Below are 23246 nucleotides of genomic sequence, written 5' to 3'. Positions count from 1 at the left end.
CGAGCGAAGGTTATGCCGCGACCTGGCCGCCGAAGAAGGGCGCCAGTGCTTCCGGCCACGCATGGCGCTTGCCGGACGTATAGAGCAGGACCGCATCGCCATGCGGCGCGCCGGGCTGGAGATCGCCGATCAGGCCGACCACGCGGCGCGCGATCGCGGGCGCCGGATCGATCCAAGTCACCGGCCATGGGGCGAGGCGCGTCAGTTCATCCAGCAGCAGCGGGTAATGCGTGCAGGCCAGCACCACCGTGTCGGTACGCGCGCCGGCTGCGTCCTGGATGAAGCAGGGCGCGATCTCGTCGAAGATGGCTTTGTCGGTAATGCCGTCACCGGCGCTGCCGAGCGCGCCTTCGGCCAATGAGGCGAGATGCGGCGAGCCGACCAGCGTGACGATGCAGCCGCCGCCGAATTCGCGGATCAGTGTTTGCGTATATTCGCGCTTCACGGTGCCGGAGGTGCCCAGCACCGAAACCCGCTTGGTGAGCGAGCCCGCGCAGGCCGGCTTGATCGCCGGCACGGTGCCGACGATGGGCACGCTATAGGCGGCGCGCAGATGCGACAGCACGATGGTCGAGGCGGTGTTGCAGGCGAGGACGATGAGATCGGGCCGATGCGCCGCGATGAGCTCGCCCATCAGCGGCACGACACGATCGATCAGCGCCTGTTCGCCGTGCTGGCCATAGGGGAAGAACGCGTCATCGGCCACATAGACATAGCGCGCATCCGGCCGCGCCTTCGCAACCTCGCGCTGGACGGTGAGGCCGCCGAGACCGGAGTCGAAAACGAGAATGGTGGGGCGTGTGGGCACGATGGGGAGCCTAGGGCAGGTTGGTTACTGCGGGGTTGTTGAACCGCATTTAATGCGATTTGCGCGATTGATTGCGGCGCGATGAGGGCTTGCCGGTTGACAAAACTCACGAGGATAAGCCTTATTGATTGCATAATTATAAGATTGCAACTTTAATAATATTTCAGTCAGCTCATGACGTCAGGGGGAGGCGGAGTGATGGTGAAGAATATTGTTCTTTTGTCCGACGGCACCGGCAACAGCTCGGGCAAACTGTTCAAGACCAATGTCTGGCGGCTGTATCAGTTGCTCGACCTGCGCAAGCCCGCCGACCAGATCGCTTATTACGACGACGGCGTCGGCACCTCATCCTTCAAGCTTTTCGCGATCCTGGGCGGCATCTTCGGCTTCGGCCTGAAGCGCAACGTCATCGACATCTACAGTTTTTGCTGTCGCAACTACCAGCCGGGCGATCGCATTTATGGCTTCGGCTTCAGCCGCGGCGCCTTCACGATGCGCATTGTTGCCGGCATGATCGCGCGGCAAGGGCTCATTGCCTATCAGAACGACGAAGCCGCGCTCGGGCGTTACGCTGCCGATGCCTACCGGGACTATCGACGCCGTTTCAACATCACCAAGGGACTGGTGACGCCGGCGCGTGCGGTGCGCGATGCAGCGATCTGGACGTGGCGCAAGATGACTGGGGCGCCAGTGACGCCGCCGCCGCCGATCCATGTCGACAGCATCCACTTCATCGGTCTGTGGGATACGGTCGATGCTTACGGTGGTCCGATCGAGGAGATGACACGCGCCATCGACTATTGGGTGTGGCCGCTCTCGATGCCCGATCGGTTCATGAATGCGAAAGTGCATCGCGCCTGCCACGCGCTGGCTATCGAAGACGAACGCGACGCATTTCGTCCGGTGATCTGGGATCAGCGTTATGTGCGAGGGCATGACGATGTGCCGGGCCGCAAAAAAAAGGAATGGCTTTTCGACGCCAATTATCAGGCCCCGTCAGTCACCGGCCGGCCGCTGGAAACGCCTCCGCATCTACGGATGGATCTTCCCGAGATCGATCGCGAGCGTATCAGCCAGGTCTGGTTCACCGGTGTGCATGCCGATATCGGCGGCGGCTATCCGCAGGATGGCCTCTCTTATGTGACGTTCGACTGGATGCTCGACCGTGCATCCGCTTATGGGCTGTTGCTGTTGCAGCCGCAGCGCCAGATGCTGGTCGATCCGCAGATCAATCCGAATGACAAGCTCAACGATTCCCGCGAAGGCGTTGCAGCCTATTATCGCTACAGACCGCGTAACATTGCCGAACTTTATGATGCATTGCCTTATAAGCCGTCGATCCGCCGCGACGTCCGTCATCTCTATCGCCTGTTGACCGGCCAGTCCGACCAGAAGCAGGATATCCTGTCCGATCTGCATCCGACGATGCCGCAACACGTCGTGGATTCGCCGCGCGCGGTGATCCATCAAACGGTGTTCGACCGGATCGCGAAAGGTAACGATCGTTACGCACCGGCGATCCTGCCGCGCATCTATGATGTGACCGACAAAGCGGGTGCGATTGCCCGTGGACGTTCGCCGGTCGATCCGGGGCAGGAGCGGTCGCAGATTCAGGACGATGTCTGGAACTGGATCTGGCTGCGCCGTGTCGTCTATTTCCTGACCGTGTTCGCGTCGCTTTTCATCGCGATCATTCCGCTGCTCGTCATTTATGTGCCGGAATTCGGCCGCCAGACCGTCGGCGCTTTCGTCAATCCGGTCGTCAACATGGTGGCGTCGTTCCTGCCCGCGCTGCTTAATCCATGGTTCGATGCATTTCGCAGCGCGCCGGGTTTCGTGTTGATCGGCGTCATCCTGGTGGGGCTATTGCTGCTCTATGGCAGCTATCTCCAGCTCAAGATCCGCGATGTCATGCGCATCGGCTGGCACAGTCCCACCGACTATCCGGCGCTGACCGGCTGGCACAAGTCCGTTTACAAGCTGCGGCGGCAGGGCTGGTACCGCGCTTTCTTCTATGTGCTGAAGAACTGGATCTTCCCCACCGGCATCGCCTTCTGGCTATTCTGGTGGCTGGCCTTCGGCACGGCGAACACGCTCGGGCTGATCTGCAAGGGCAATGCGACGCTCGAACTCTCCACGACCACGCCGCAGATCGTCAGCCCGCATGTGATGGACACTGCGTCCATCTGCAACGCGACGGGCATCAAGGTGAAGGAGGGCGAGACTTACGATATCACGCTGCGGATCACGGAGCCCTGGCTGGATGACACGATCGACGGCAAGCCAAACGGGTTTGGCTGGGCAAAATCATCATGGGTGCAGGTGCCGGCCATCCCGTATCGCCGCCTGATCTGGTCGAATTGGTTCGCGACCATCCTGCGCGTCGGTGAAGGCGGACTGGAAGAGCATCTTCTCGATCTCACGACCAGCGGCAATGACATATGGACTGCGACCTTCAAGCCGCGACGCGACGGCGAAGTATTCGTCTATGTCAACGATGCCGTGATCAGCCTGCCATGGGTCTATGACTTCTTCTATCGGCACAACAATCACGGCAAGGCGGAAGTTACGCTGCGCAAGCGGCCATGATGACTACACCGGCGCCAGCGGTTGTGTGTGACCGGCGGGCGTCTCGATCTGGATCGCATCGCCCGGCGCCACTTCGCCACCGGCGATCACGATAGCCATCACACCGGCTTTGCGGATGGTCCGGCCATCCGCATCGCGGTCCAGCGTCGCGGCTTTCAGGCCTTGCTGAAACCGGTCCATCAGCACGCAGGGCTCGCGCAGGCCGGTGAGTGCGATCACCGCATGCGCGCCGAGATGCAGCCGCGTGCCTGTTGGCAGTGTTGCGAGATCGATGCCCGATGTGGTGATGTTCTCGCCGAGATCGCCGGGCGCAATGGCAAAACCCTTGCTGCGCAAGTCGTCGAACAGTTCGGACGGGATCAGATGCACCTGCCGCAGGTTCGGCCGGGTCGGATCGCGGCGGCGGTCGTAGCGGTGCTGCACGGTCGCGCCGCAATGCCCGTCGCCTTCGATCCCGAGGCCGCTGAGCAGGCGAATGCTCAGCGCAGGTGTCTTGCTGAAGTGATGTCCGCGTCGGAAAGAGACGGCGACGACGCGAGGCTGAGGCCTCTCACCCGTCATTGCGAGGAGCCCTTGCGACGAAGCAATCCAGTCTTCATTCGTTTCAAGAACTGGATTGCTTCGCTCCGCTCGCAATGACGGGTGAGTTAAGACGCGCTGCCGAACACGCGCTTGAAGATCGTGTCCACATGCTTGAGGTGATAGCCGAGGTCGAACTTCTCGGCGATCTCGTCGTCGGTGAGATACTTCTTCACGTCGGCGTCGTTCTTCAGCAGCGTCTGGAAGTCGCCTTCGCCGCGCCATACCGGCATGGCGTTGCGCTGCACGAGCTTGTAGCTGTCCTCGCGCGATGCGCCCTTCTGCGTCAGCGCGATCAGCACGCGCTGCGAATGCACGAGGCCGCCGAGGCGGTCGAGATTCTTCTGCATGTTGGCGGGATAAACCAGCAGTTTCTCGATCACGCCGGCCATGCGGTTCAGCGCGAAGTCGAGGGTCACGGTGGCGTCCGGGCCGAACATGCGCTCGGCGGAGGAGTGCGAGATATCGCGCTCGTGCCACAGCACCACGTTCTCCAGTGCCGGCGTCACATAGGCGCGAACCATGCGCGACAGGCCGGTGATGTTTTCGGTCAGCACCGGATTGCGCTTGTGCGGCATCGCCGACGAGCCCTTCTGGCCTTCGGAGAAGAACTCCTCGGCTTCCAGCACTTCGGTACGCTGCATGTGGCGGATTTCGACGGCTAGGCGCTCCATCGAGGAGGCGATGACGCCGAGGGTCGCAAAATACATCGCATGGCGATCGCGCGGGATCACCTGGGTCGAGATCGGTTCCGGCTCGAGGCCCATGGCTTTGGCAACATGCTCTTCCACGCGCGGATCGATCTGCGCAAAGGTGCCGACGGCGCCGGAGATGGCGCAGGTCGCAACTTCCTTGCGCGCGGCGACGAGGCGTTCACGGTTACGGGTGAATTCGGCATAAGCGAAAGCGAGCTTGAGGCCGAAAGTGACCGGCTCGGCATGGATGCCGTGCGAGCGGCCGATGGTCGGCGTCATCTTGTGCTCGAAGGCGCGGGTCTTCAGTGCGGCGAGCAGGCGGTCGATATCGGCGATCAGGATATCGGCGGCGCGCACCAGCTGCACATTGAGGCAGGTGTCGAGCACGTCCGACGAGGTCATGCCCTGATGCACGAAGCGCGCTTCCGGCCCGACGATCTCGGCGAGATGGGTCAGGAAGGCGATGACGTCATGCTTGGTCTCGCGCTCGATCTCGTCGATGCGATCCACATTGAAGGTGGCGTCCTTGGCCTTGGCCCAGATCGTCTTGGCCGCATCCTTCGGAATGGTGCCGAGTTCCGCCAGCGCATCGGCGGCATGCGCCTCGATCTCGAACCAGATCTTGAAGCGGGTCTGCGGCTCCCAGATGGAGGCCATTTCAGGACGGGTATAGCGCGGGATCATCGGCAGTCTCGGACGGTATGAGGGGGATTTCGCCGCGGTTTAGCAGATGGGGCGGGGGGAGGAAACCGGCGACACGGGAGGAAATGACGGCAATCTATAGTTGTATTTTGGGCGATATCGAGTAGCCTGCTTCAGGGGCAGGAATGGCCGAGCAGCAATTACCGACCTTGCAGCCGCCGGTCGGCGGGAGCACAGTTGACGCCATGATCGAAGCACGCGTCGCCACGCTCGAAGCTGATGTCAGACACATCCGAGACGATGTGGCAGAGATGAAGCTCGACCTCAGGGAGCTGCGCACCGATCTCAAGGATTTGCGAGAACGACTGCAAGGATCTCGGGTTGAAGCGCAATCGTCGATGGAAGGGCTGCGCTCGGAGACGCACTCAGGCTTAGCAGAGCTCAGGGTGAATCTGGCGACGCTGAACGAACGCATCGCTCATTTGCCAACCAAGGGCTACATCGGCTGGTGGTTCACGTTCGCGATGAGCACGATCATCGCCGCGATGACGATTCTGTCGCGCTTTGGTTTTCTGGTGCCTGGCGTGACAAAGTAGTCCCGTTGCCGGCTACTTCGCTGGCAGCCGCGTCGTCACCACCATGAAACGCCGGTTAGGGCCAGCGTGGAATTCGTGGGCGTCCACGGTCTCGATCAGCACCGCCAGCGTCTGCGTGCCGTCGGTGGCCCGATGGTGATAGGCCTCGGCGATGCCATAGGCCGTGACGCAACGGCGGCGTTTCGGCAGTTGCTTGTCCTGCTGCAAGGTCACGGGCTGAGCGCCGTCGATGGCCAGTTGCAGCTTCAGCCCGGTGACGATGACACTGCCAAAAGTGCCGCGGCCGCCGGCGCCGTAGCAGGAGGCCTTGCCGAGCGCCTGGTCTGACAGCGTGAGGGTCAGTTTGCGGCTATCGGGCAGCGTGATGTCCTGGGCGGTGGCGAGCGGCTTCGGATCCATCTGATAGATGCCGATCTCGTCGAGATCCATCGATGGCTTGCCGGCGAAGTGCGTGCCAGGCTGCGAGATCTTCAATCTGTCGAGCGTCGGTTTGGCCTTGCTCATCAGCCCGGCGCGCACGGCATCGACCTCGCGCTCGTCGTCATCCCTGGTGCGGATGGCGAAAGGCGAGCCCTTCACGAAATCATCCTTGCGGATGTCGATCACCTGAATTTCGGCGATGACCTCGGTGGCATCATAGAGCTGCGTATATTGCTCGAACGCGAAATACGCGCCATCCGGCGAGAAACCGATGATTTTTCGCGCGGCGGCGTCGCCGGCCTGGGCCGCGCCGAATGGCGCGAGCGAGAGCAGGGCGGCGAGCACTAAACGCGTGAGAGCAGGCTGTATCATGTGTGTTGGTCGCGCAACGCGTTCGGAAGTTCAGACGTAGTCCGCATGAGCGGAGCGATATGCGGGATTTCCTCGGGGCATGCCTTGCGACAGCAGGATTAAGTGTCTGGTCAGGATAGCCGCAATCAAGGATTGTGGGTTTCTGGAATCCGGAGCAGCTTCCCTGTCAACGGGAGGCTGACATGCTCGGCGGGACAGGACGGTTTGCGCGATTGGTTTCGCTGCTTGCGGCGCTGTTGCTTGTGCCAGGCGGATCAGCTGACGCCAGCGACAATTGGGATGACCTCCTGACCAAGGGCGTCGTCGCGATCTCCAAGAAGGACTACGACAACGCCGCTGCGATTTTTTCGCAGGCAATCGGCTTGCGGTCGGACGTCCAGGCCGATGTGAAAGTCCGCCGCTTTCGGAGCACGGCATATTGGCTGGCAGGCAAGTTCGAGCAGGCCGAAGCTGATTTGACCGAAGTGGTCAGGTTGGTCGGTGAAACCGATCCGGGCGCCTACGAAGAGCGTGGGCGCTTTTACTACCAGAATGATCGCTACACGGCCGCGCTCGCGGACTACATCACAGGTGCAAGACTGTTTCCGCAAGACGGTCGATTTGCAAACGGACAAGGACTGACACTCACCAATCAAGGTGAGCATGACGAAGCGATCAAGCAGTTTGACGCTGCCATCAAACTTGATCCGTCGTCGGCAATTTTCGTTCTGGGCCGGGCTGAGGCCTATAATCGCTCAAAGCGGGAGCAACTCGCGATCGAAGACTATGATCGCGCGCTGGCGCTTGGCAGGCTTACGCCAAACGATACGGGCCGGCTGCGATCCGGTCGCGGATATGCGTATCTTCGGCTCAAGGATTACACGGCAGCCATCGCCGATTTCGATCTGGCGCTGGAGTTAAGGCCACGCCACATCAATGCGCTAAAATGGCGCGCACTTGCGTTCGAGCGTGTCGGCAATACCGAGCGCGCACTTCGCGATTACGAAGCCGCCTTGGCGATGACGCCCGCGGATAAAATGATCGCCAAGCGCATCGAGGATTTGCGCGCGCAACCCGGAGCGGTCAAACCGTAGCGCTGGCGGGATGGTTACACCATCTCCCCGCGCGCCTTCAGCGCCTCGCCGCGGATCCCGTCGATATTCGCCTTGTAGCTCTCCATCGTGCCGCCCTTGAACACGGCGGAGCCCGCCACGAACGCATTGGCGCCCGCTGCTGCCAGTGCACCGACCGTTGCGGCCGAGACCCCGCCGTCGACTTCGATATCGACGGGGCGGCCGGCCAGCATGGCGCGGAGATTGGCCACCTTGTCGATCGCCGAGGGAATGAAGGCCTGGCCGCCGAAGCCGGGATTGACCGACATCACCAGCACGAGATCGACGAGGTCGAGCACATATTCGATGGCCGAGAGCGGCGTGCCGGGATTGAGCGAGACGCCGGCCTTCTTGCCGAGCGCGCGGATCGCCTGCAGCGAGCGGTGCAGATGGGGGCCCGCTTCCGCATGCACGGTGATGTGGTCGCATCCGGCCTTGGCGAAGGCTTCGAGATAGGGATCGACAGGTGCGATCATCAGATGCGCATCGAAGATCTTCTTGGTGTGCGGGCGCAGCGCCTTGATGACGTCGGGGCCGTAGGAAATGTTCGGCACGAAATGGCCGTCCATCACGTCGAGATGCATCCAGTCGGCGCCGGCTTGGTCCACCGTGCGCACTTCCTCGCCGAGCTTGGCGTAGTCGGCCGCCAGGATGGAGGGGGCGATCACCAGCGGGCGCGGTGCGAAGCTCTGGGACATGGTCGGTCTTCCTGCAGGGGCGATGGATCGGCTCCGCGTAACATGCAGCCGGGAGCGCGGCAACGCGGCTGCGCGGGGCTGTGGAGTTCCGGCAAAATCTGCCGCAACGGCACGAATTACCCGGCTGGCAAGGCGCAATGGACGCCACTGGCCGTTGAATTTAAACAGCTTTTCCGCTGGCATGGGGCTTGCTGATCCTTGCCCGGGTCATTCCGGCCCGGATGGAGATCGACGATGCTCGGCGTCGCGGCGCTTGCCACATCGGCCATAGACCTTCTGCAGTCGCTGACCGCAAAGAAGAACGCGTCGTCCGCCTCCAAGACGACGACCGGTCTTTCGCAGGGCGGCGCGTTCCAGCCGGGCACGCCGACGCCTATCGCGGCGACCACCGGCACGACGGCGGGCGCGACGCCATCCTCCGGCAATCTCTCGACCTCGACCATGAGCGCGCTGCTCGATGCGCAGAGCCAGACCAATGTCTCGGCCAATTCGAAGACGCGCTCGGACGCGCTGAAGAGCCTGTTCAAGCTGCTCGATGGCGACGGAGACGGGTCGATCAGCAAATCGGAATTCACGGACAAGCTCGGCGCCGGCGGCACCAATGTCGCCAATGCCGAGAAGGTCTTTGCCAAGCTCGACACCGACGGCAATGGCTCGGTCAGTGTGGATGAGTTGAGCAAGGTGGTGAAGGGCATCGCCAAGCCGCAGCAGGACGGCAGCGAGATACGCCTGAGAGGCGACAATTCCGACGTCACCGGCGCCACGACATCGTCAGCCGTGAATGCCGACGGCAGTACGACCACCTCGATCACCTATGCCGATGGCTCGAAAGTAACGTCGACCTCGGCCGCGGCATCGTCATCGACGGCGGCCGCGGCACGCACGTCCTACAATGCGGTCGAGCAGATGATCGCCAAGCAGGCGCAGCAGATCTCATCCGGCGCGTCGTCGCTGGCGATCAGCGTCTGATCTTTCGATCTCGCGATAGGCAAACCGGTCGCGAATGCAATGGTTGAAGAACGCGCCGCGTGACGGCGCGGTGCTGAAGGCCGCATGCACATGCGGCGGCACCTGTGCATAAGCATACCGACGACCACTCGTGAACGTCACGCGCATCTCGCGTGTCACGGGGCTGTAGGTGAGATGGCGAATCGCTGTCGATGGCATCTGCGCATCTCCTTTCTGCTCACCAACGGAAACTCCTACCGCTGCATTTCGTTGCGCGTGGCGCGCTGTAGGTAGGAGGTTGTGCACGCGCAATCTTTTCGCGGTCAGATTGCCGCATATGTGGCGGCGGCCGCCGCAGCTTCATTTCTCGCTAACTATAACGCGGCAGGCTTTCCTCCAGTTTGAAGTATATCTGGTGGAATATGTTGCGTATCATAGTATTCGTTGCGGTGATTGGTAGTTATCTACTCGGCGCTCCCGCGCGTGCGGAGGACGAGCTCTTCGCCTCCATGCGGCTGCGCGGCGGCTATGACAGCAACCCGCTGTTCTCGACCGGCGGCGGCCGCGGCACCGGCGATATCGGCAGCGCCTTCATCGGCACCGAGGTCGGGCTGATCGCCGCTGGCAAGCAGGACGACATCACCTGGAATGCAACGGCGGAGGCGAACGGGACGCGCTACATCGCGCCCGGCATCGATCCCGCGCTGGTCGCCAAGCTCGGCCTTCGCGGTATCATGGGCGACGACAGCCTGCGCGTGATCTCGACCACGTCCTTCGTCGATATCAACACCTACAACACGCATTCGACGGATCTCGTGCAGTCGGTGAAGGTCGAGACCATCCAGGACAAGATCAAGTGGTTCGTCACCGGCGAGGTCGGCGTGTCCAGGCTGAACCAGACCAATGTGATCCTGCAGGACTTCCTGCCGATCCCGCTGCAATTCATGCGCGGCGCCATCATTCCTGGCGTCAGCGTGATCACCAGCAAGGGCGAGGTCGGCGTCTCCGTGAATCTGTCGATGCGGCGCTATGCGGAAGAGCTCGATCTGTTCGGCTTCCGTCGCGACAACGAGCGCATCCAGCCCTTCATGTTCGGGCGCTACGAGAGCGGCGACATCGCGCTGTTCGCGGCGGTGTCGCAGCTCTACGGCATCTGGCACGATATCGACTTCACCAATGTCAACACCACGCTGTTCGATGCCAGCCTGACCTGGCGTCCGAAACCGTTCACGCTGGAATTGGCGGCCATCAGGCGCGCAGGCGAAACCACGTTCCCGATCTCGCCAATCACCATCGATACGTTGATGACGGCCAAGGGAAGCTGGCAGGTGAATGACAAATGGCTGCTGACGGCGGCGGCGGGCTATACGTCGTCGGTCTATCTGGACTCGCCCTACAAGGCGACGACCATCACCTACGGCCTCGGCGCGGTGCGCGATATCGGCAATGGCTACAAGCTGGGCTTCGATGTCACCCGCATCACCGGCACCTTGCTGAACGACGAGAAGGCGCAGGGTTACATCGTGGCGTCGTCGCTGTCGAAGAGCTTTGTGCCGACAGCGACGAAGCCAAAGGGTGACCTGATTGCCAAGCCATCTCTGTGATGCAACTGCGATGAGCAGTTGGAGGGCGAACGGGGGCGTACCCCCGTTCGCTGCCAAGGGAACTATCGGTTTCCCGAGCTATCGGTTTCCCTCAGCCGTCATGTGTGATGCTGAGATCAGCAGCCGCACCCGCCGCCACGTCCGCCGACACCGAGACCGGCGCCGACATTGACGAGGAGACCGTTGCGCAGCAGGCCGCCAACCAGGCCGTGCTTGCCGCCGAGACCGGAGACGCCGACGCCGAGACCGGCTCCGACACCCAGGCCACCGCGGCCACCAATGACGCCGCCGAGCAGGCCGCCCGCATTGACGCCGACCCCAAGGCCGAGACCGACATTGAGGCCCTTCGCGTTTGCAGACGGAGCGCTCATCAGAGCGGCGGCGGTGATGGCAAGGATAGCGATCTTCTTCATGACGTTCTCTCCACTGTTGTGTGCCCCTTTTGGACACGCGTGAAGATGCGCCGTTCAATTTGGCTCTGCAATCGAAAGGGATTTTTTACCTTAAAGCAGGCGCTTTTATACGATCGAATACTATGATTTCGGTAGTTATATACTTGGTGCGTTAGAAGTATACCTGATCGAGCCGTAGGGCGGATGAGCCGAAGGCGTAATCCGCAGGCCGAATTCATAATTGAAACTCTGCGGCGGATTACGGCTTCGCCTCATCCGCCCTACAGACGCGTCTTATTTCGCAAACCGATCCCGCCAGCTCGGCAGCGCGCCGGCAAATGGCAATGCGCTCGCCTCATACACGCCCCGCGCAATGGCGCGCGCGATCACATTGCCGGCGATCATGCCGAGCTCGGTGAGACCGACGACGGGATCGATTGCTTTCTCGCCCGTCGCTGCAGCAAACACGATGTCGCCGTCGAGCGGGGCATGCACGGGATAGATCGCATGCGCGAATCCGGTCTGCGCCATCATCGCAAGGCGCTGCGCCTGCGCCTTGGTGAGGATCGCGTCGGTGACGACGACGGCGAGCGTGGTGTTCTCGATGGATGTTGCGGCCGGCCCGCCCTTGATGCGCAGCGCATGCATGTCGGGCATCATCACGCGCGGAAAACCGCGCCCGCCGAATTCATTGTTCTGCTCGAACGCTGCCGCCCAGAAATGCGTGCTGTCGCCCATGGTGATGCTGCCCACCGCATTCACGGCAGCAAGCGCGGCCACGCGCACGCCTGATGGCGTGACGGCCGAGGCGGAGCCGAGGCCGCCCTTGAGATTGACGGTGGTGGCCCCCATGCCGGCGCCGACGCTGCCGAGCGCAAAGCTGTCGGTGGCATTGGCGGCGGCGGCATAGCCGAGATCGCGATAGGGCGGGAAGCGGCCCCAATCCTTGTCGCCGCCATTGATGAGATCGAACAGGATCGCGCCGGGCACGATCGGGATCATGGCCGCGCCGATCTGGAAGCCGCGGCCCTGTTCGGCAAGCCAGGCCTGCACGCCGCCGCCGGCCTCGAGCCCGAAGGCGGAGCCGCCGGAGAGCGCGAGGCCATGAATGGCATCCACGGTGTTGACGGGATCGAGCAGGCTGCTGTCGCGCGTGCCGGGGCCGCCGCCGCGGATATCCACCGAGGCGACGGCGGGCTTGTCGAACAGGATTGCGGTGACGCCGGAGGCGAGGGCGGCATCGTCGGCGTGGCCGACGCGGACGCCGGCAATATCGGTGAGAAGGTTCTTCATGGGGTTCCTCCCGGCAAATTCCATGCTGCGATGGCGATCACGCGCGATCACAACCTTATCAACTGCATAATCCTTGATCTAACACGCTTGCATGTCGGCGCGCGCGCGGTGCATCTAGCCGCATGATCACGGATGTCACGATCCCCGCGGCGCTCATTGCCGGCATTGTCAGCTTCCTGTCACCTTGCGTGCTGCCGCTGGTGCCGCCTTATCTCATCTATCTCACGGGCGCGACCATCGAACATGTCGCCGATGATGAGCAGGAGGCGGTGTCCCGCCGTGCCGTGATGATCTCGGCGCTGGTCTTCGTGCTGGGCTTCTCCACAGTGTTCGTGCTGCTCGGTGCCAGCGCCAGCCTGATCGGCAGTCTGGTGCGCGCCTATGCGGCGCAGCTCTCGATGATCGCGGGCGTGCTGATCATCCTGATGGGCCTGCATTTCCTCGGCCTGACCCGCATCGGCGTGCTGATGCGCGAGGGGCGCCTTGCGATGCCGAAGCCCGTCGGCCTGTGGGGCGCCTATGCCATGGGCCTCGCCTTTGCGTTCGGCTGGACGCCCTGCATCGGCCCGATCCTGGCGGCGATTCTGTCAGTGGCGGCGGCGGAGGCCACGGTGACCAAGGGGCAGGGCTGCTCGCCGTCTATTCGCTCGGCCTCGGCATTCCGTTCCTGATCGCGGCCTTCATGGTGGAGCAGTTCTCCAGCGTGTTCGCGCGGATGAAGAAGCATCTGGTGCATGTGGAGCGCGCAATGGGCGTGCTGATGATCCTCACCGGCATCGCCTTCCTCACCGGCGGTATCGCCAATGCCAGCATCTGGCTGCTGGAGACATTTCCGGCGCTGCAGAATTTCGGGTAGGGCCCTTAACCTCTCCCCGCCCTTGAGCGGGGAGAGGTCGTCCGGCGAAGCGTAGCGAAGCCGGGCGGGTGAGGGCATGGCACGCGCGTGCCTCATGCGAGGCCTATCGGATCTCTCCGACCACCAAGTCAGGCATGCTGAAGAATTCTTCGCTTCGATAGTGGTGAGACTGCGTCAGGCCTTGTGCCATGCCCCTCACCCGGCGCGAAGGCGCGCCGACCTCTCCCCGCGCAAGAGCGGGGAGAGGTTAAGACGCCTCAGCTACCCTTGCCGAGCTCCGCATAGTTGCCCTTCGCGTCCCACTTGTAGACGACATAGTCGATCGCCTTGATGTCGCCCTTGGCGTCGAAGGCCATCTTGCCCAGCACGGTGTCCCATTCGCCGGCCTTGATGGTCTCCATCACCTTCTTGGTGTCGGTGGAATTGGCCTTGGCCACAGCCTGGGTCCAGACCTGGAACGCGGCATAAGTGTAGAGCGTGTAGCCTTCCGGATCGATGTTCTTGGCCTTGAACTTCTCGACGATGGCCTTGGCGGTCGGCTTGTTGCGCGGGTCCGGGCCGAAGGTGAACAGCGTGCCTTCCGCGGCGGGGCCGGTGATGGACGCGAATTCCTTGTCGTTCATGGCGTCGCCCGCCATCATCACGGTTTTGAGGCCCTGGTCGCGCATCTGGCGCAGGATCAGGCCGGCTTCCTGGTGATAGCCGCCGACATAGACGAGATCGATATTGTCGCGCTTCAGGCGCGATACGATGGAGTTAAAATCCTTGTCGCCTTTGTTGTAGCTCTCGAACATTTTTTCGGTGACGCCGGCCTTGTTCATCGCCTTTTTGGTCTCGTCGGCGAGGCCCTTGCCGTAAGTGGTCTTGTCGTTGAGGATCGCGACGTTCTTGCCCTTGAAGTTCTTGGCAATGTAGTCGGCGGCGACGAGGCCCTGCTGGTCGTCACGGCCGCAGACGCGCAGCACATTGGCGAGCTTGCGCTCGGTGAACAGCGGGTTGGTCGAGGCCGGCGTGATCTGCAGCACATTGCTGTCGGCATAGGCTTCCGAGGCCGGGATCGACGACGACGAGCAGAAATGCCCGGCGACGAACGGCACCTTCGAGGAGGCCAGCTTCTCGGCGACCGAGCGCGCCTGCTTGGGATCGCAGGCATCGTCGCCCACCTGCAGCGCCAGCTTCTTGCCGAGCACGCCGCCAGCGGCATTGATGTCGGCCACGGCCTGGTCGGCGCCGTTCTTCATCTGCCGGCCGAACGCCGATTCGCCGCCCGTCATGGGGCCGGCCACCGCGACATTGATGTCCTGCGCAAAGGCCGCCGATGACAGCAGCGATGCAGCGAAGGCAAGACCGAGAAGCTTGATGGGTTTCATGTGATCCTCGCGATGAGGGCCGTGGGGCCGGGATGGATGACGGTGGAGTGTGGTGTGATTTTGAAGTGAAGTCACCGGCAATTTTAGGGTGCCACCAAGGCCAACTGCGTCACTTCGCCGCCACTTCCTAACCTCTCCCCGCACTTGCGCGGGGAGAGGTCGGCGCGAAGCGCCGGGTGAGGGGCGGCACGCGGGAGCAGAGGCGAGCGCGTGGGTCTCGGGTCGATGATTGGTGCGGCTGTGGTCGGAAAGATTTCGATCATCCGCTCGTGTGGCTGGCCTCGTGCCATGCCCTCACCCGGCGCGAAGATGCGCCGACCTCTCCCCGTAAAGAACGGGGAGAGGTTATTCGCGCGCCGTCGCTTCTACCCGTGTCGTCCCCCTTCGAGATAAGCCGACCTGATCTCCGGCGCCTTCAACAATTCCGCGCCCGTGCCCGACAGTGTGATCAGTCCATTGACCATCACATATCCACGATGGGCGAGGCGCAGCGCGTGATTGGCGTTCTGCTCGACGATCAGCACCGTCAGCCCGTCCTCTTTGTTGAGCACGCGGATGGCGTCAAAAATCTGCTTGGCGATCAGGGGGGCGAGGCCGAGCGAGGGCTCGTCGAGCAGCAGCAAACGCGGGCGGCTCATCAGCGCGCGGCCGATGGCCAGCATCTGTTGTTCGCCGCCGGAGAGCGTGCCGCCGCGCTGGGTCATGCGCTCCTTCAGGCGCGGAAACAGCGTCAGCACCTTGTCGAGGCTTTCGCTGTGCTGGGCGGGCGTCATCTCGTTGACGTCGGCGCCCATCTGCAGATTCTCCTGCACGCTCATACGCGGAAAGATGCGGCGGCCTTCCGGCGATTGCGCGATGCGCATGCGCGCGATCTCATGTGTCGGCATAGCGGTGATATCCATGCCGTCATAGACCACGTGGCCGGCGCGGGCGCGCGGCTTGCCGAAAATCGTCATCATCAGCGTCGACTTGCCGGCGCCATTGGCGCCGATCAAGGCGACGATCTCGCCGCGCTGGATCGAAAGGTCGATGCCCTTCAGCGCTTCGATCTTGCCATAGGACGCGCGTAGGCCGGTGATGGCGAGCATGGGCGTGGAGGTCATGCGATGGCCTCGCTGTCATTGCGAGCGTAGCGAAGCAATCCAGAAAGCCAAGTGAGGGAAGAGCTGGATTGCTTCGTCGCAAGGGCTCCTCGCAATGACGGCTGAGAGAATGGCGTTTTCACGTTTCGCCCTCCATCACCGCAATCGCCTCTTCCTCATCGGCGCCGAGATAGGCGGCGATCACCTTCGGATCGTCGCGGATTTCCTGCGGCGTGCCATGCGCGATCTTCACGCCGTAATCGAGCACATGGATGTGGTCGGAGATTTCCATCACCACGGACATGTCATGTTCGATCAAAAGGATCGACGTGCCGTGGTCGCCGCGGATCCGCAGCAGGAGTTCGTTGAGCTCGCCGCTTTCCTTCGCATTGAGGCCGGCGGCGGGTTCATCGAGGCACAGCAGCGCCGGCTCGGTACACATCGCGCGCACGATTTCGAGGCGGCGCTGGTCGCCATAAGGCAGGTTGCCAGCCGCATCGTCGGCGCGTGGGAGCAGGCCGATCTGGTCGAGCCAGTAGCGCGCAAGATCGATGGCTGCATTCTCCGCCGCACGAAACGACGGCACGCCGAACAGGCCGAGGAAGGTGTAGCCGGAGGCACGCATCAGTGCGTTGTGCTGGGCCACCATCAGGTTTTCCAGCGCAGTCATGCCGGGAAACAGGCGGATGTTCTGGAACGTGCGCGCGACCTTGGCGACTTTCGAAATGCGAAAATCGTTCAGTGTCTCCAGCTGCCATTCGCTGTCGCTGTGGCGCAGGCGAATGACGCCCGAGGTCGGCTTGTAGAAACCGGTGATGCAGTTGAACACCGTGGTCTTGCCGGCGCCGTTCGGACCGATCAGCGCGGTGATCTTGCCGCGTTCGGCCGTGAAGGACAGATCGTTGACGGCCACGATGCCGCCGAACCGCATGGTCAGGTTTTCGACACTCAAGATCGTGTTGATTGGAATGTCGTTGATCATCCGTGCCCCTCTTTGACGAGGTCGGACGAGATCGCCTGATTGCGTTCGAGATAGACGGTGGGCGCGCGGTGGCCGATCAATCCGCGCGGGCGCCAGATCATCAGCAGCACCATGGCCATGCCGAACACCAGCATGCGGAATTGTTCGAGCCCGCGGAACAGCTCGAAGCCGCCGATCAGCGCGACGGCGGCGAGCGCCACGCCGAGTTGCGAGCCCATGCCGCCGAGCACGACGATGGCCAGCACCAATGCCGACTCATGGAAGGTGAAGCTTTCCGGGCTGATAAAACCCTGACGCGTGGCGAAGAAGGCGCCGGCAAAACCGCCGAACATGGCGCCGATGGCGAAGGCGGTGAGTTTTGTCGTTGTGGTGTTGATGCCGAGCGCGCGGCAGGCGACTTCGTCCTCGCGCAGCGCTTCCCAGGCGCGGCCGATGGGCAGGCGGCGCAGGCGGATGGTGGCCCAGTTGGTGATCAGCGCCAGCACCAGGATCAGATAGAACAGGAAGACGATGCGGTGGGTCGGCGAGAACTCTATGTGGAGCAGCGCGGCGAGGCCGTCATCGCCCGGCGTCAGCGGAATGCCGAACATGGTCGGGCGCGGAATGCCGCTGATGCCGTTGGGGCCGCCGGTGAGCGACTGCCAGTTCAAGAGCACGAGGCGGATGATTTCGCCGAAGGCCAGCGTCACGATGGCGAGATAGTCGCCGCGCAGCCGCAGCACAGGGAAACCGAGCAGGATGCCGAAGAAAGCCGCGAGGATGCCGGCCAGTGGCAGGCAGATCCAGAATGACAGGCCGAAGGTGGTCGCCAGCAGCGCGTAGGAATAGGCGCCGACCGCGTAGAAGGCGACATAGCCGAGATCGAGCAGGCCGGCGAGGCCGACCACGATATTGAGGCCCCAGCCGAGCATCACATAGGTGAGCACCAGGATGCCGAGATCGAGGATGTAGCGCTCGTTGTAGAAGATGACGGGGACGAGGAAGGCGAAGATCAGCAGCACCGGCACCAGCGCGCGGCCGGCCAGCGACAGTGCTTTGCTGGCCGACGGCGGCACCACGCGTACCGTCTCCACCGGCCCCCACCAGTGGCGCAGCAGTTCGATCAGGATGCTGCCGCCGAACACGGTGGCGACCATCGCCGCGAGGTCGCCGAAGCGTGTCCAGTAAGTCAGCTGCCCATCGGAGCCGGCTTCCGTGCGGATGCCGATCATCAGCGAGAACAGCACCAGCGCGACGAGCGCCGAGATCACAGATTTCTTGAGGATGAATGCGACGTCGAGGCCGCCGGTGGTTTTGCTGGATGTCGATGCCGCTGCCACGCTGTGTCCCGTCTCAGACTTTTTCGACTTCGGGACGGCCGAGCAGGCCGGTCGGCATGAAGATCAGCACCACGATCAGGATCGAGAAGGCAGCGACGTCCTTGTATTCCGTGGAGAAATAGGCCGACCACAACGTCTCGATCAGGCCGATCAGCAGGCCGCCGAGCATCGCGCCGGGCAGCGAGCCGATGCCGCCGAGTACGGCGGCAGTGAACGCCTTGATGCCGGCGACGAAGCCCATGAAGAAATCGACCAGGCCGTAATAGAGCAGGTACATCATGCCGGCGACGGCAGCGAGCGCAGCGCCGATCACGAAAGTGAAGGAAATGGTGCGATCGACATCGACGCCGAGCAGCGAGGCCATCTTCTGGTCCTGCTCGCAGGCGCGCATGTCACGGCCGAGCCGCGTGCGTGCGACGAGATAGGTGAACAGCGCCAGCAGCACGACGGTGGTGATCACGACGATGATCTGGATGTTGGAGACGCGGATGGAGAAACCATCGACGCCTTCATGCAGCGTGTAGCCGCCGGTGATGATCGGCGGCACCGGCTTCACGCGGGCGCCTTGCGCCACCTGCGAGAAATTCGTCAGCACGAAAGACATGCCGATCGCCGACAGCATCGGCGCGAGGCGGAACGAATGGCGCAGCGGCCGATAGGCGATGCGCTCGATGGTCCAGCCATAGAGCGAGGTGACGGCCATGGCGACCAGCAGCACCAGCAACAAAATGAGCGGGACAGCGGTGAGGCCGATGGAGACGAGGATCAGAAAGGTGATCAGCGCAATGAAGCCGCCGATCATGAAGATGTCGCCATGGGCGAAATTGATCATGCCGACGATGCCATAGACCATGGTGTAGCCGATGGCGATCAGGCCATAGATCGAGCCGAGCACGAGACCGTTGATCAGTTGCTGGGCAAAATAATCCATAGACCCCGTATCATGCTGTCGTGTTTCGCGTGGCGCGATGCTGAAACCCCGACAGCCGGAATCTCGCGATCACTGTTCCATTTTCTAACAGTGGTTTTGCGGGAACAGCAACAGGGGAGGCTGCGGCTAAGTTGAGCTGTCCCTGCCGTTTTTCGCTGCAGTGCAATCAGTTCCGCCGTCACATTTGCTCCGCGCAATGGCCCTGCAATGACCATGTCGGAACAGAAACGGTCGGCGGAGGCATGCGTTGTCGATGCGTTGGATGGTTCAACAAAGGAGAAGGCCGAATGTCCAAACGACAGTCGAACCAAAACCAGAGCAATCAGGGCCAGCAGACCCAGAACCCCGGCCAGATGGGCCAGCAGGGAGGGCAGCAGCAGGGCCAGCAGCGCCCGGGCCAGCAGCAGGATCCGAGCCGGCAGGGAAATCCGCCAGGCCACCAGCAGCAGAGTTAGAGCGGGTTGTTCTCAGCAACTCCTGAGGAAGGCCCCGCCGAAAGGCGGGGCTTTTCTTTTGGCAAGTGGAAATCGTCCACAAGGAAGGGATGTCCCCAAAGTCCGGAAATTAAGGTTAATGAATGGTTTACATTGTCGCTGTGGTGGCGTGGGCGTTAGCTCCCCGTCAACCATGTCGGCTCGCATGCGAGTCGCGGATCAGCGATGGACAGCGGCATGCCCGAGCACGATATTTCCCAGAACAGTATTTCCCAGGACCCTGTCTCTCAGGATAACTGGTCGGCCAAAGGCACGTTTCAGAGCTGGCGCATCAGCACCTTTGCGGGCGCGCTGCTGGCGTTCTATTTCATCCCGACCTGGACCATCTTTGCATTCCGCATCATGGTCTCGCCGATCCAGGGATTCTACGAGCGCCCCAACATCTCGCTGGCGCTGTTCCTGAGCGATTATCTGCAGCTGTCGAGCTTCGGCACCGTCCGCTATGCGTGGCTGCTCGCGCTCGGCAAGCTCACGGTGGTCGCATTCTTCGCGGTCTTCCTCGTCTTCATCACCCGTCCGAGAATCCGCCAGGCAGGCGGCTGCGACGAGCCACTGGCGATGGCGCTGGCCATCGGCGGCGTGATTTCCTTCGCGAGTATGATCATGGCGTCGAAGGTCGGCGAGATCCTCGCCATGCGGCTGCACATCACCGAATTGCTGCTGATCCTCGGCGTGGCGGTCGTGATGGTCGTCGAGCCGCCGCTGCGCCGTGTGGGTGCAGGGCAGGTGCTCGATCCCGGCCAGCCCAGCAGCGCCGCCAATGATGCGGTGGCGGCGCAGAAGGTCGCTTAGACAGCGAGCCCCAATTCCTTGATGATCGCGCCAGCTTCCTTGGTGGCGTGGTTCGCCGCCGGCACCCCGCAATAGATCGCCTGCTGCAGCAGGATTTCCTTGATGTCGTCGGGCGTGAAGCCGCCTTCGGCCAAAGCTGCGCGCACATGCAGGCGGAATTCGTCCCACTGGCCGAGCGCCACCATGGTGCCGATCACCAGCACGCGCCGCGTGCGATCGTCGAAGGCAGGCCGCGTCCAGATCTCGCCCCAGGCATAGCGCGAGATCAGGTCGAGGAAATCGGCATTGAAGCTGTTCTTGCCGGCCGCGGATTTATCGACCCACGCATCGCCGAGAATCTTGCGGCGTTTTGCGGTGCCTTTTTCGGCGCGTTTTTGTTCGTCCATTTGGTCTCTCCTCGTCATTGCGAGCGAAGCGAAGCAATCCAGTCTTTCTTCGCGCGGCTTCTGGATTGCTTCGTCGCTACGCTCCTCGCAATGACGGCTGTTATCGTTGAGTTAAAAAGCCGACCACGGCTTCCGTAAAGGCGTGGCTCTGCTCGACATTGGAAATATGCGCGGCATCCAGCAGGGTCATGCTGGCGCCGGGGATGTTGGCGCGGATGAATTCGCCTGCGGCCACCGGCGTTGCATTGTCCTGCTTGCCGGCAATCACCAGCACCGGGCTCTTGATCTTCGGCAGCAGCGCGCGCTGGTCGAGGGTCGAGAGCGCTTCGCAGGCGGCGAGATAGCCTTCCACCGGCGTCGCCAGCAGCATGGCCTTCATCTTGGCCGTGGCTTCCGGCTCGCGTTCGCGGAAGTCTGCGGTCAGCCAGCCACCGATCACGGCGTCGGCGACCGAGGCGATGCCGCCTTCACGCACGGCCTTGATGCGGTTGTGCCAGTTGGTCGGGTCCGGATAGTAGCAGCTGGTATTGGCGAGGATCATCTTGTTGAAACGATCCGGCGCATTGGCACCGAGCCATTGCCCGACCATGCCGCCCATCGAGAGGCCGCACCAGTGCACGCGATCGATATTGAGATCGTCGAGGATCGCCAGCACATCCTTGCCGTAGCGTTCCATCGACACCGCGCCATTCATGCCGGATTTGCCATGGCCGCGGCGATCATAGCGGATCACGCGGAAGAGTTTTGAGAGCGCCGGCATCTGCGGCTCCCACATGGCCATGGTGCAGCCGAGCGAGTTCGACAGCATCAAGGTCGGCCCGCTGTCGCGGCCTTCGACGGACACATTCAACAGGCAGCCGTCGGCATCGATCATGGGCATGGGATAAACTCCGTCGTTCTTAAAGCTTGAGTGATGTCAGCAGACGATCGATGAGAGCCTGCGAGGCGCCCTGGTAATCCATCGGCTCGAACAGTTTTGTGATGGCATCCGCATTGAGCTGCGCCGTCACCCGGGGATCTGCAGCCAGCACATCGCGCAGATGCTTTTTCTCCACGGCGGCCTTCTTGCTGGCCGCTTCCACCAGATGATGGGCATCGCTCTTGCCGAGCTTTTCGGCCAGCGCAAAGGTCACGGCCTCGGCCATGATCAATCCGTGCGCGGTATCGAGATTGCTGCGCATCCTCAAAGCATCGACCTCGAGCCCTTCGGCGATATCGACGATGGCGGCGAGGGCGCCGGAGGTCACCAGCAGCAGCGATGGCAGCGTCGGCCATTCCGCATGCCACGGTCCCGCGCTGCGCTCGTGGTCCTGCACCTGCGCGGCGAAGATGGTGGCGGCGAGATTGGGCGCCATGGTGGCAGCGCCGAGCGCGGAGGCGGACGCGACCGGATTGCGCTTGTGCGGCATCGTGGATGAACCGCCGCGGCCTTCGCCGGAGGGCTCGAAGGCTTCGCCCACATCGGTCTGCATCATCAGCGACACATCGCGGGCGATCTTGCCGCAGGTGCCGGACAGGATGGCGAGCACGGAGGCGACATCAGCGATGCGATCGCGATGGGTGTGCCACGGCGCGTCCGGCAGCGGCAGGTCCAGTTCCTTTGCCAATTGCTCGGCAACGGCGAGGCCCTTGTCGCCGAGCGCCGCAAGTGTCCCGGCGGCGCCGCCGAATTGCAGTGCGAAGCCTTCGGCGCGCAGCCGCGCGAGGCGCTGACGCGAGCGGTGCAAGGCTGAGGCGTATTCGGCAAGCTTCAGCCCGAACGGCATCGGCAGCGCGTGCTGCAGCCAGGTGCGGGCGACCACCGCGGTGTTGCGATGCTGTGCGGCCAGCTTTGCGAAGCCGGCAATGGCGCGGTCGCAATCGGCCAGCAGCGCGTCGATGGCGGCGCGCAGGCTGAGCATGGTCGCGCTGTCGATCACATCCTGGCTGGTGGCGCCCCAATGCACATAGCGCGCGGCGTCCGGATCGGCCTTGGCCACATGGGCCGTCAGCGCCTTCACCAAGGGAATCGCGAGATTGCCGGATCGCGTCGCGGCCTCGGCCAATGCGCCTATGTCGAATTGATCGGCGCGGCATGCGGCGTCGATGGCTGTCACGGCGCCAGCGGGAATCACGCACACGGCGGCCTCCGCCCGCGCCAGCGCGGCCTCGAAGTCCAGCATGTGCTGCAGTGTGGTCGCATCGTCACAGATCGCGCGCATCGCGGCGCTCGAGAGTAGCGGTGCCAGGAGAGGGGAAAGGGCTGTGCTCATTGCGGCCGGACCCTAGCCATTCCCGTTGGAGTCTCCAAGAGCCCCGAAAGGTCCT

Annotated in this window: 23 protein-coding genes and 1 pseudogene; 8 read left to right on the top strand and 16 right to left on the bottom strand. The window is 62.7% G+C overall.

Annotation, left to right across the window (positions count from 1 at the left end):
* Nucleotides 1-10 precede the first annotated feature (10 nt).
* The gene (gene murI / locus RPMA_RS19895) at nucleotides 11-808 is read right to left on the bottom strand and encodes a glutamate racemase (RefSeq protein WP_211909400.1); all 798 of its coding nucleotides are present in this window, start codon (nucleotides 806-808) and stop codon (nucleotides 11-13) included.
* A gap of 198 nt (nucleotides 809-1006) precedes the next feature.
* On the opposite strand from murI, the gene RPMA_RS19890 reads away from it, so the two are divergent.
* Nucleotides 1007-3397: a DUF2235 domain-containing protein gene (locus RPMA_RS19890; protein ID WP_249225314.1), complete on the top strand. Its 2391-nt coding sequence runs from the start codon at nucleotides 1007-1009 to the stop codon at nucleotides 3395-3397.
* Between the two features lie 3 nt (nucleotides 3398-3400).
* Here RPMA_RS19890 and RPMA_RS19885 read toward each other — a convergent pair whose 3' ends face one another.
* The gene (locus RPMA_RS19885) at nucleotides 3401-3958 is read right to left on the bottom strand and encodes an MOSC domain-containing protein (protein WP_211909398.1); all 558 of its coding nucleotides are present in this window, start codon (nucleotides 3956-3958) and stop codon (nucleotides 3401-3403) included.
* Between the two features lie 86 nt (nucleotides 3959-4044).
* Nucleotides 4045-5355, bottom strand: a complete 1311-nt coding sequence (gene purB, locus RPMA_RS19880; RefSeq protein ID WP_211909397.1) for an adenylosuccinate lyase — start codon at nucleotides 5353-5355, stop codon at nucleotides 4045-4047.
* A 143-nt stretch (nucleotides 5356-5498) separates the two neighbouring features.
* Here purB and RPMA_RS19875 point away from each other — a divergent pair, with 143 nt between their 5' ends.
* Nucleotides 5499-5909: a hypothetical protein gene (locus tag RPMA_RS19875; RefSeq protein WP_211909396.1), complete on the top strand. Its 411-nt coding sequence runs from the start codon at nucleotides 5499-5501 to the stop codon at nucleotides 5907-5909.
* A gap of 12 nt (nucleotides 5910-5921) precedes the next feature.
* Here RPMA_RS19875 and RPMA_RS19870 read toward each other — a convergent pair whose 3' ends face one another.
* Entirely contained in the window at nucleotides 5922-6701 is a 780-nt protein-coding gene (locus RPMA_RS19870; RefSeq protein ID WP_211909395.1) for a DUF2259 domain-containing protein, read from the bottom strand.
* 182 nt (nucleotides 6702-6883) lie between these two features.
* Between RPMA_RS19870 and RPMA_RS19865 the strand changes: the two genes are divergently transcribed.
* The gene (locus RPMA_RS19865; protein ID WP_211909394.1) at nucleotides 6884-7774 is read left to right on the top strand and encodes a tetratricopeptide repeat protein; all 891 of its coding nucleotides are present in this window, start codon (nucleotides 6884-6886) and stop codon (nucleotides 7772-7774) included.
* Between the two features lie 14 nt (nucleotides 7775-7788).
* Here the strand turns inward: RPMA_RS19865 and rpe are convergent, their stop codons facing one another.
* Nucleotides 7789-8490: a ribulose-phosphate 3-epimerase gene (gene rpe, locus RPMA_RS19860; protein WP_211909393.1), complete on the bottom strand. Its 702-nt coding sequence runs from the start codon at nucleotides 8488-8490 to the stop codon at nucleotides 7789-7791.
* A gap of 234 nt (nucleotides 8491-8724) precedes the next feature.
* Between rpe and RPMA_RS19855 the strand changes: the two genes are divergently transcribed.
* Nucleotides 8725-9459 (top strand): EF-hand domain-containing protein, encoded by a 735-nt coding sequence (locus RPMA_RS19855; RefSeq protein WP_211909392.1) that lies wholly within the window; start codon nucleotides 8725-8727, stop codon nucleotides 9457-9459.
* On the opposite strand, the gene RPMA_RS19850 is transcribed toward RPMA_RS19855, so the two are convergent.
* Nucleotides 9424-9606, bottom strand: a complete 183-nt coding sequence (locus RPMA_RS19850; protein WP_328516579.1) for a KTSC domain-containing protein — start codon at nucleotides 9604-9606, stop codon at nucleotides 9424-9426. The two genes, RPMA_RS19855 and RPMA_RS19850, sit on opposite strands and share 36 nt — an antisense overlap.
* A 254-nt stretch (nucleotides 9607-9860) precedes the next feature.
* Between RPMA_RS19850 and RPMA_RS19845 the strand changes: the two genes are divergently transcribed.
* Nucleotides 9861-11042: an outer membrane beta-barrel protein gene (locus RPMA_RS19845; protein ID WP_211909390.1), complete on the top strand. Its 1182-nt coding sequence runs from the start codon at nucleotides 9861-9863 to the stop codon at nucleotides 11040-11042.
* Nucleotides 11043-11158: 116 nt separating this feature from the next.
* Here RPMA_RS19845 and RPMA_RS19840 read toward each other — a convergent pair whose 3' ends face one another.
* Both RPMA_RS19840 and RPMA_RS19835 read right to left on the bottom strand, forming a co-directional pair.
* Complete coding sequence (locus RPMA_RS19840) at nucleotides 11159-11455, bottom strand: hypothetical protein (protein WP_211909389.1); 297 nt, start codon at nucleotides 11453-11455, stop codon at nucleotides 11159-11161.
* Between the two features lie 273 nt (nucleotides 11456-11728).
* Entirely contained in the window at nucleotides 11729-12727 is a 999-nt protein-coding gene (locus RPMA_RS19835; protein WP_211909388.1) for a P1 family peptidase, read from the bottom strand.
* Between the two features lie 122 nt (nucleotides 12728-12849).
* Here RPMA_RS19835 and RPMA_RS19830 point away from each other — a divergent pair.
* Nucleotides 12850-13583 (top strand): annotated as a pseudogene (locus RPMA_RS19830) (cytochrome c biogenesis CcdA family protein).
* A 257-nt stretch (nucleotides 13584-13840) separates the two neighbouring features.
* Here the strand turns inward: RPMA_RS19830 and RPMA_RS19825 are convergent.
* The 5 genes from RPMA_RS19825 to RPMA_RS19805 all read right to left on the bottom strand — a co-directional run bounded on the left by RPMA_RS19825 (nucleotide 13841) and on the right by RPMA_RS19805 (nucleotide 19267).
* On the bottom strand, nucleotides 13841-14953 hold the full coding sequence (locus tag RPMA_RS19825) for a branched-chain amino acid ABC transporter substrate-binding protein (RefSeq protein ID WP_211909387.1): 1113 nt from the start codon (nucleotides 14951-14953) through the stop codon (nucleotides 13841-13843).
* A 365-nt stretch (nucleotides 14954-15318) separates the two neighbouring features.
* Complete coding sequence (locus RPMA_RS19820) at nucleotides 15319-16056, bottom strand: ABC transporter ATP-binding protein (protein ID WP_211909386.1); 738 nt, start codon at nucleotides 16054-16056, stop codon at nucleotides 15319-15321.
* A gap of 118 nt (nucleotides 16057-16174) precedes the next feature.
* Nucleotides 16175-17017 carry an ABC transporter ATP-binding protein gene (locus RPMA_RS19815; RefSeq protein ID WP_211909385.1) on the bottom strand — a complete coding sequence of 281 codons (843 nt, stop codon included), beginning with the start codon at nucleotides 17015-17017 and terminating at the stop codon, nucleotides 16175-16177.
* On the bottom strand, nucleotides 17014-18336 hold the full coding sequence (livM, locus tag RPMA_RS19810) for a high-affinity branched-chain amino acid ABC transporter permease LivM (RefSeq protein ID WP_211909384.1): 1323 nt from the start codon (nucleotides 18334-18336) through the stop codon (nucleotides 17014-17016). The genes RPMA_RS19815 and livM overlap by 4 nt, the downstream gene beginning before the upstream one ends.
* A gap of 13 nt (nucleotides 18337-18349) precedes the next feature.
* The gene (locus RPMA_RS19805) at nucleotides 18350-19267 is read right to left on the bottom strand and encodes an ABC transporter permease subunit (RefSeq protein ID WP_211909383.1); all 918 of its coding nucleotides are present in this window, start codon (nucleotides 19265-19267) and stop codon (nucleotides 18350-18352) included.
* A 287-nt stretch (nucleotides 19268-19554) separates the two neighbouring features.
* On the opposite strand from RPMA_RS19805, the gene RPMA_RS19800 reads away from it, so the two are divergent.
* Together RPMA_RS19800 and RPMA_RS19795 are read left to right on the top strand one after the other, a co-directional pair.
* Nucleotides 19555-19722 (top strand): hypothetical protein, encoded by a 168-nt coding sequence (locus RPMA_RS19800; protein WP_211909382.1) that lies wholly within the window; start codon nucleotides 19555-19557, stop codon nucleotides 19720-19722.
* A gap of 216 nt (nucleotides 19723-19938) precedes the next feature.
* Entirely contained in the window at nucleotides 19939-20553 is a 615-nt protein-coding gene (locus RPMA_RS19795; protein WP_211909381.1) for a hypothetical protein, read from the top strand.
* On the opposite strand, the gene RPMA_RS19790 is transcribed toward RPMA_RS19795, so the two are convergent.
* The 3 genes from RPMA_RS19790 to RPMA_RS19780 form a co-directional block, all read right to left on the bottom strand.
* On the bottom strand, nucleotides 20550-20939 hold the full coding sequence (locus tag RPMA_RS19790) for a carboxymuconolactone decarboxylase family protein (protein WP_211909380.1): 390 nt from the start codon (nucleotides 20937-20939) through the stop codon (nucleotides 20550-20552). The genes RPMA_RS19795 and RPMA_RS19790 overlap by 4 nt on opposite strands.
* Nucleotides 20940-21039: 100 nt before the next feature.
* On the bottom strand, nucleotides 21040-21819 hold the full coding sequence (gene pcaD / locus RPMA_RS19785; RefSeq protein WP_211909379.1) for a 3-oxoadipate enol-lactonase: 780 nt from the start codon (nucleotides 21817-21819) through the stop codon (nucleotides 21040-21042).
* A gap of 19 nt (nucleotides 21820-21838) precedes the next feature.
* Nucleotides 21839-23191 (bottom strand): 3-carboxy-cis,cis-muconate cycloisomerase, encoded by a 1353-nt coding sequence (locus tag RPMA_RS19780; protein WP_211909378.1) that lies wholly within the window; start codon nucleotides 23189-23191, stop codon nucleotides 21839-21841.
* Between the last annotated feature and the right edge of the window lie 55 nt (nucleotides 23192-23246).

Origin of the sequence: Tardiphaga alba (genome assembly GCF_018279705.1) — a bacterium.
In the GTDB taxonomy this organism is placed as follows: domain Bacteria; phylum Pseudomonadota; class Alphaproteobacteria; order Rhizobiales; family Xanthobacteraceae; genus Tardiphaga; species Tardiphaga alba.
The sequence above is the reverse complement of the archived record's forward strand: the minus strand, read 5'-3'. Positions and strand labels throughout refer to the sequence as shown.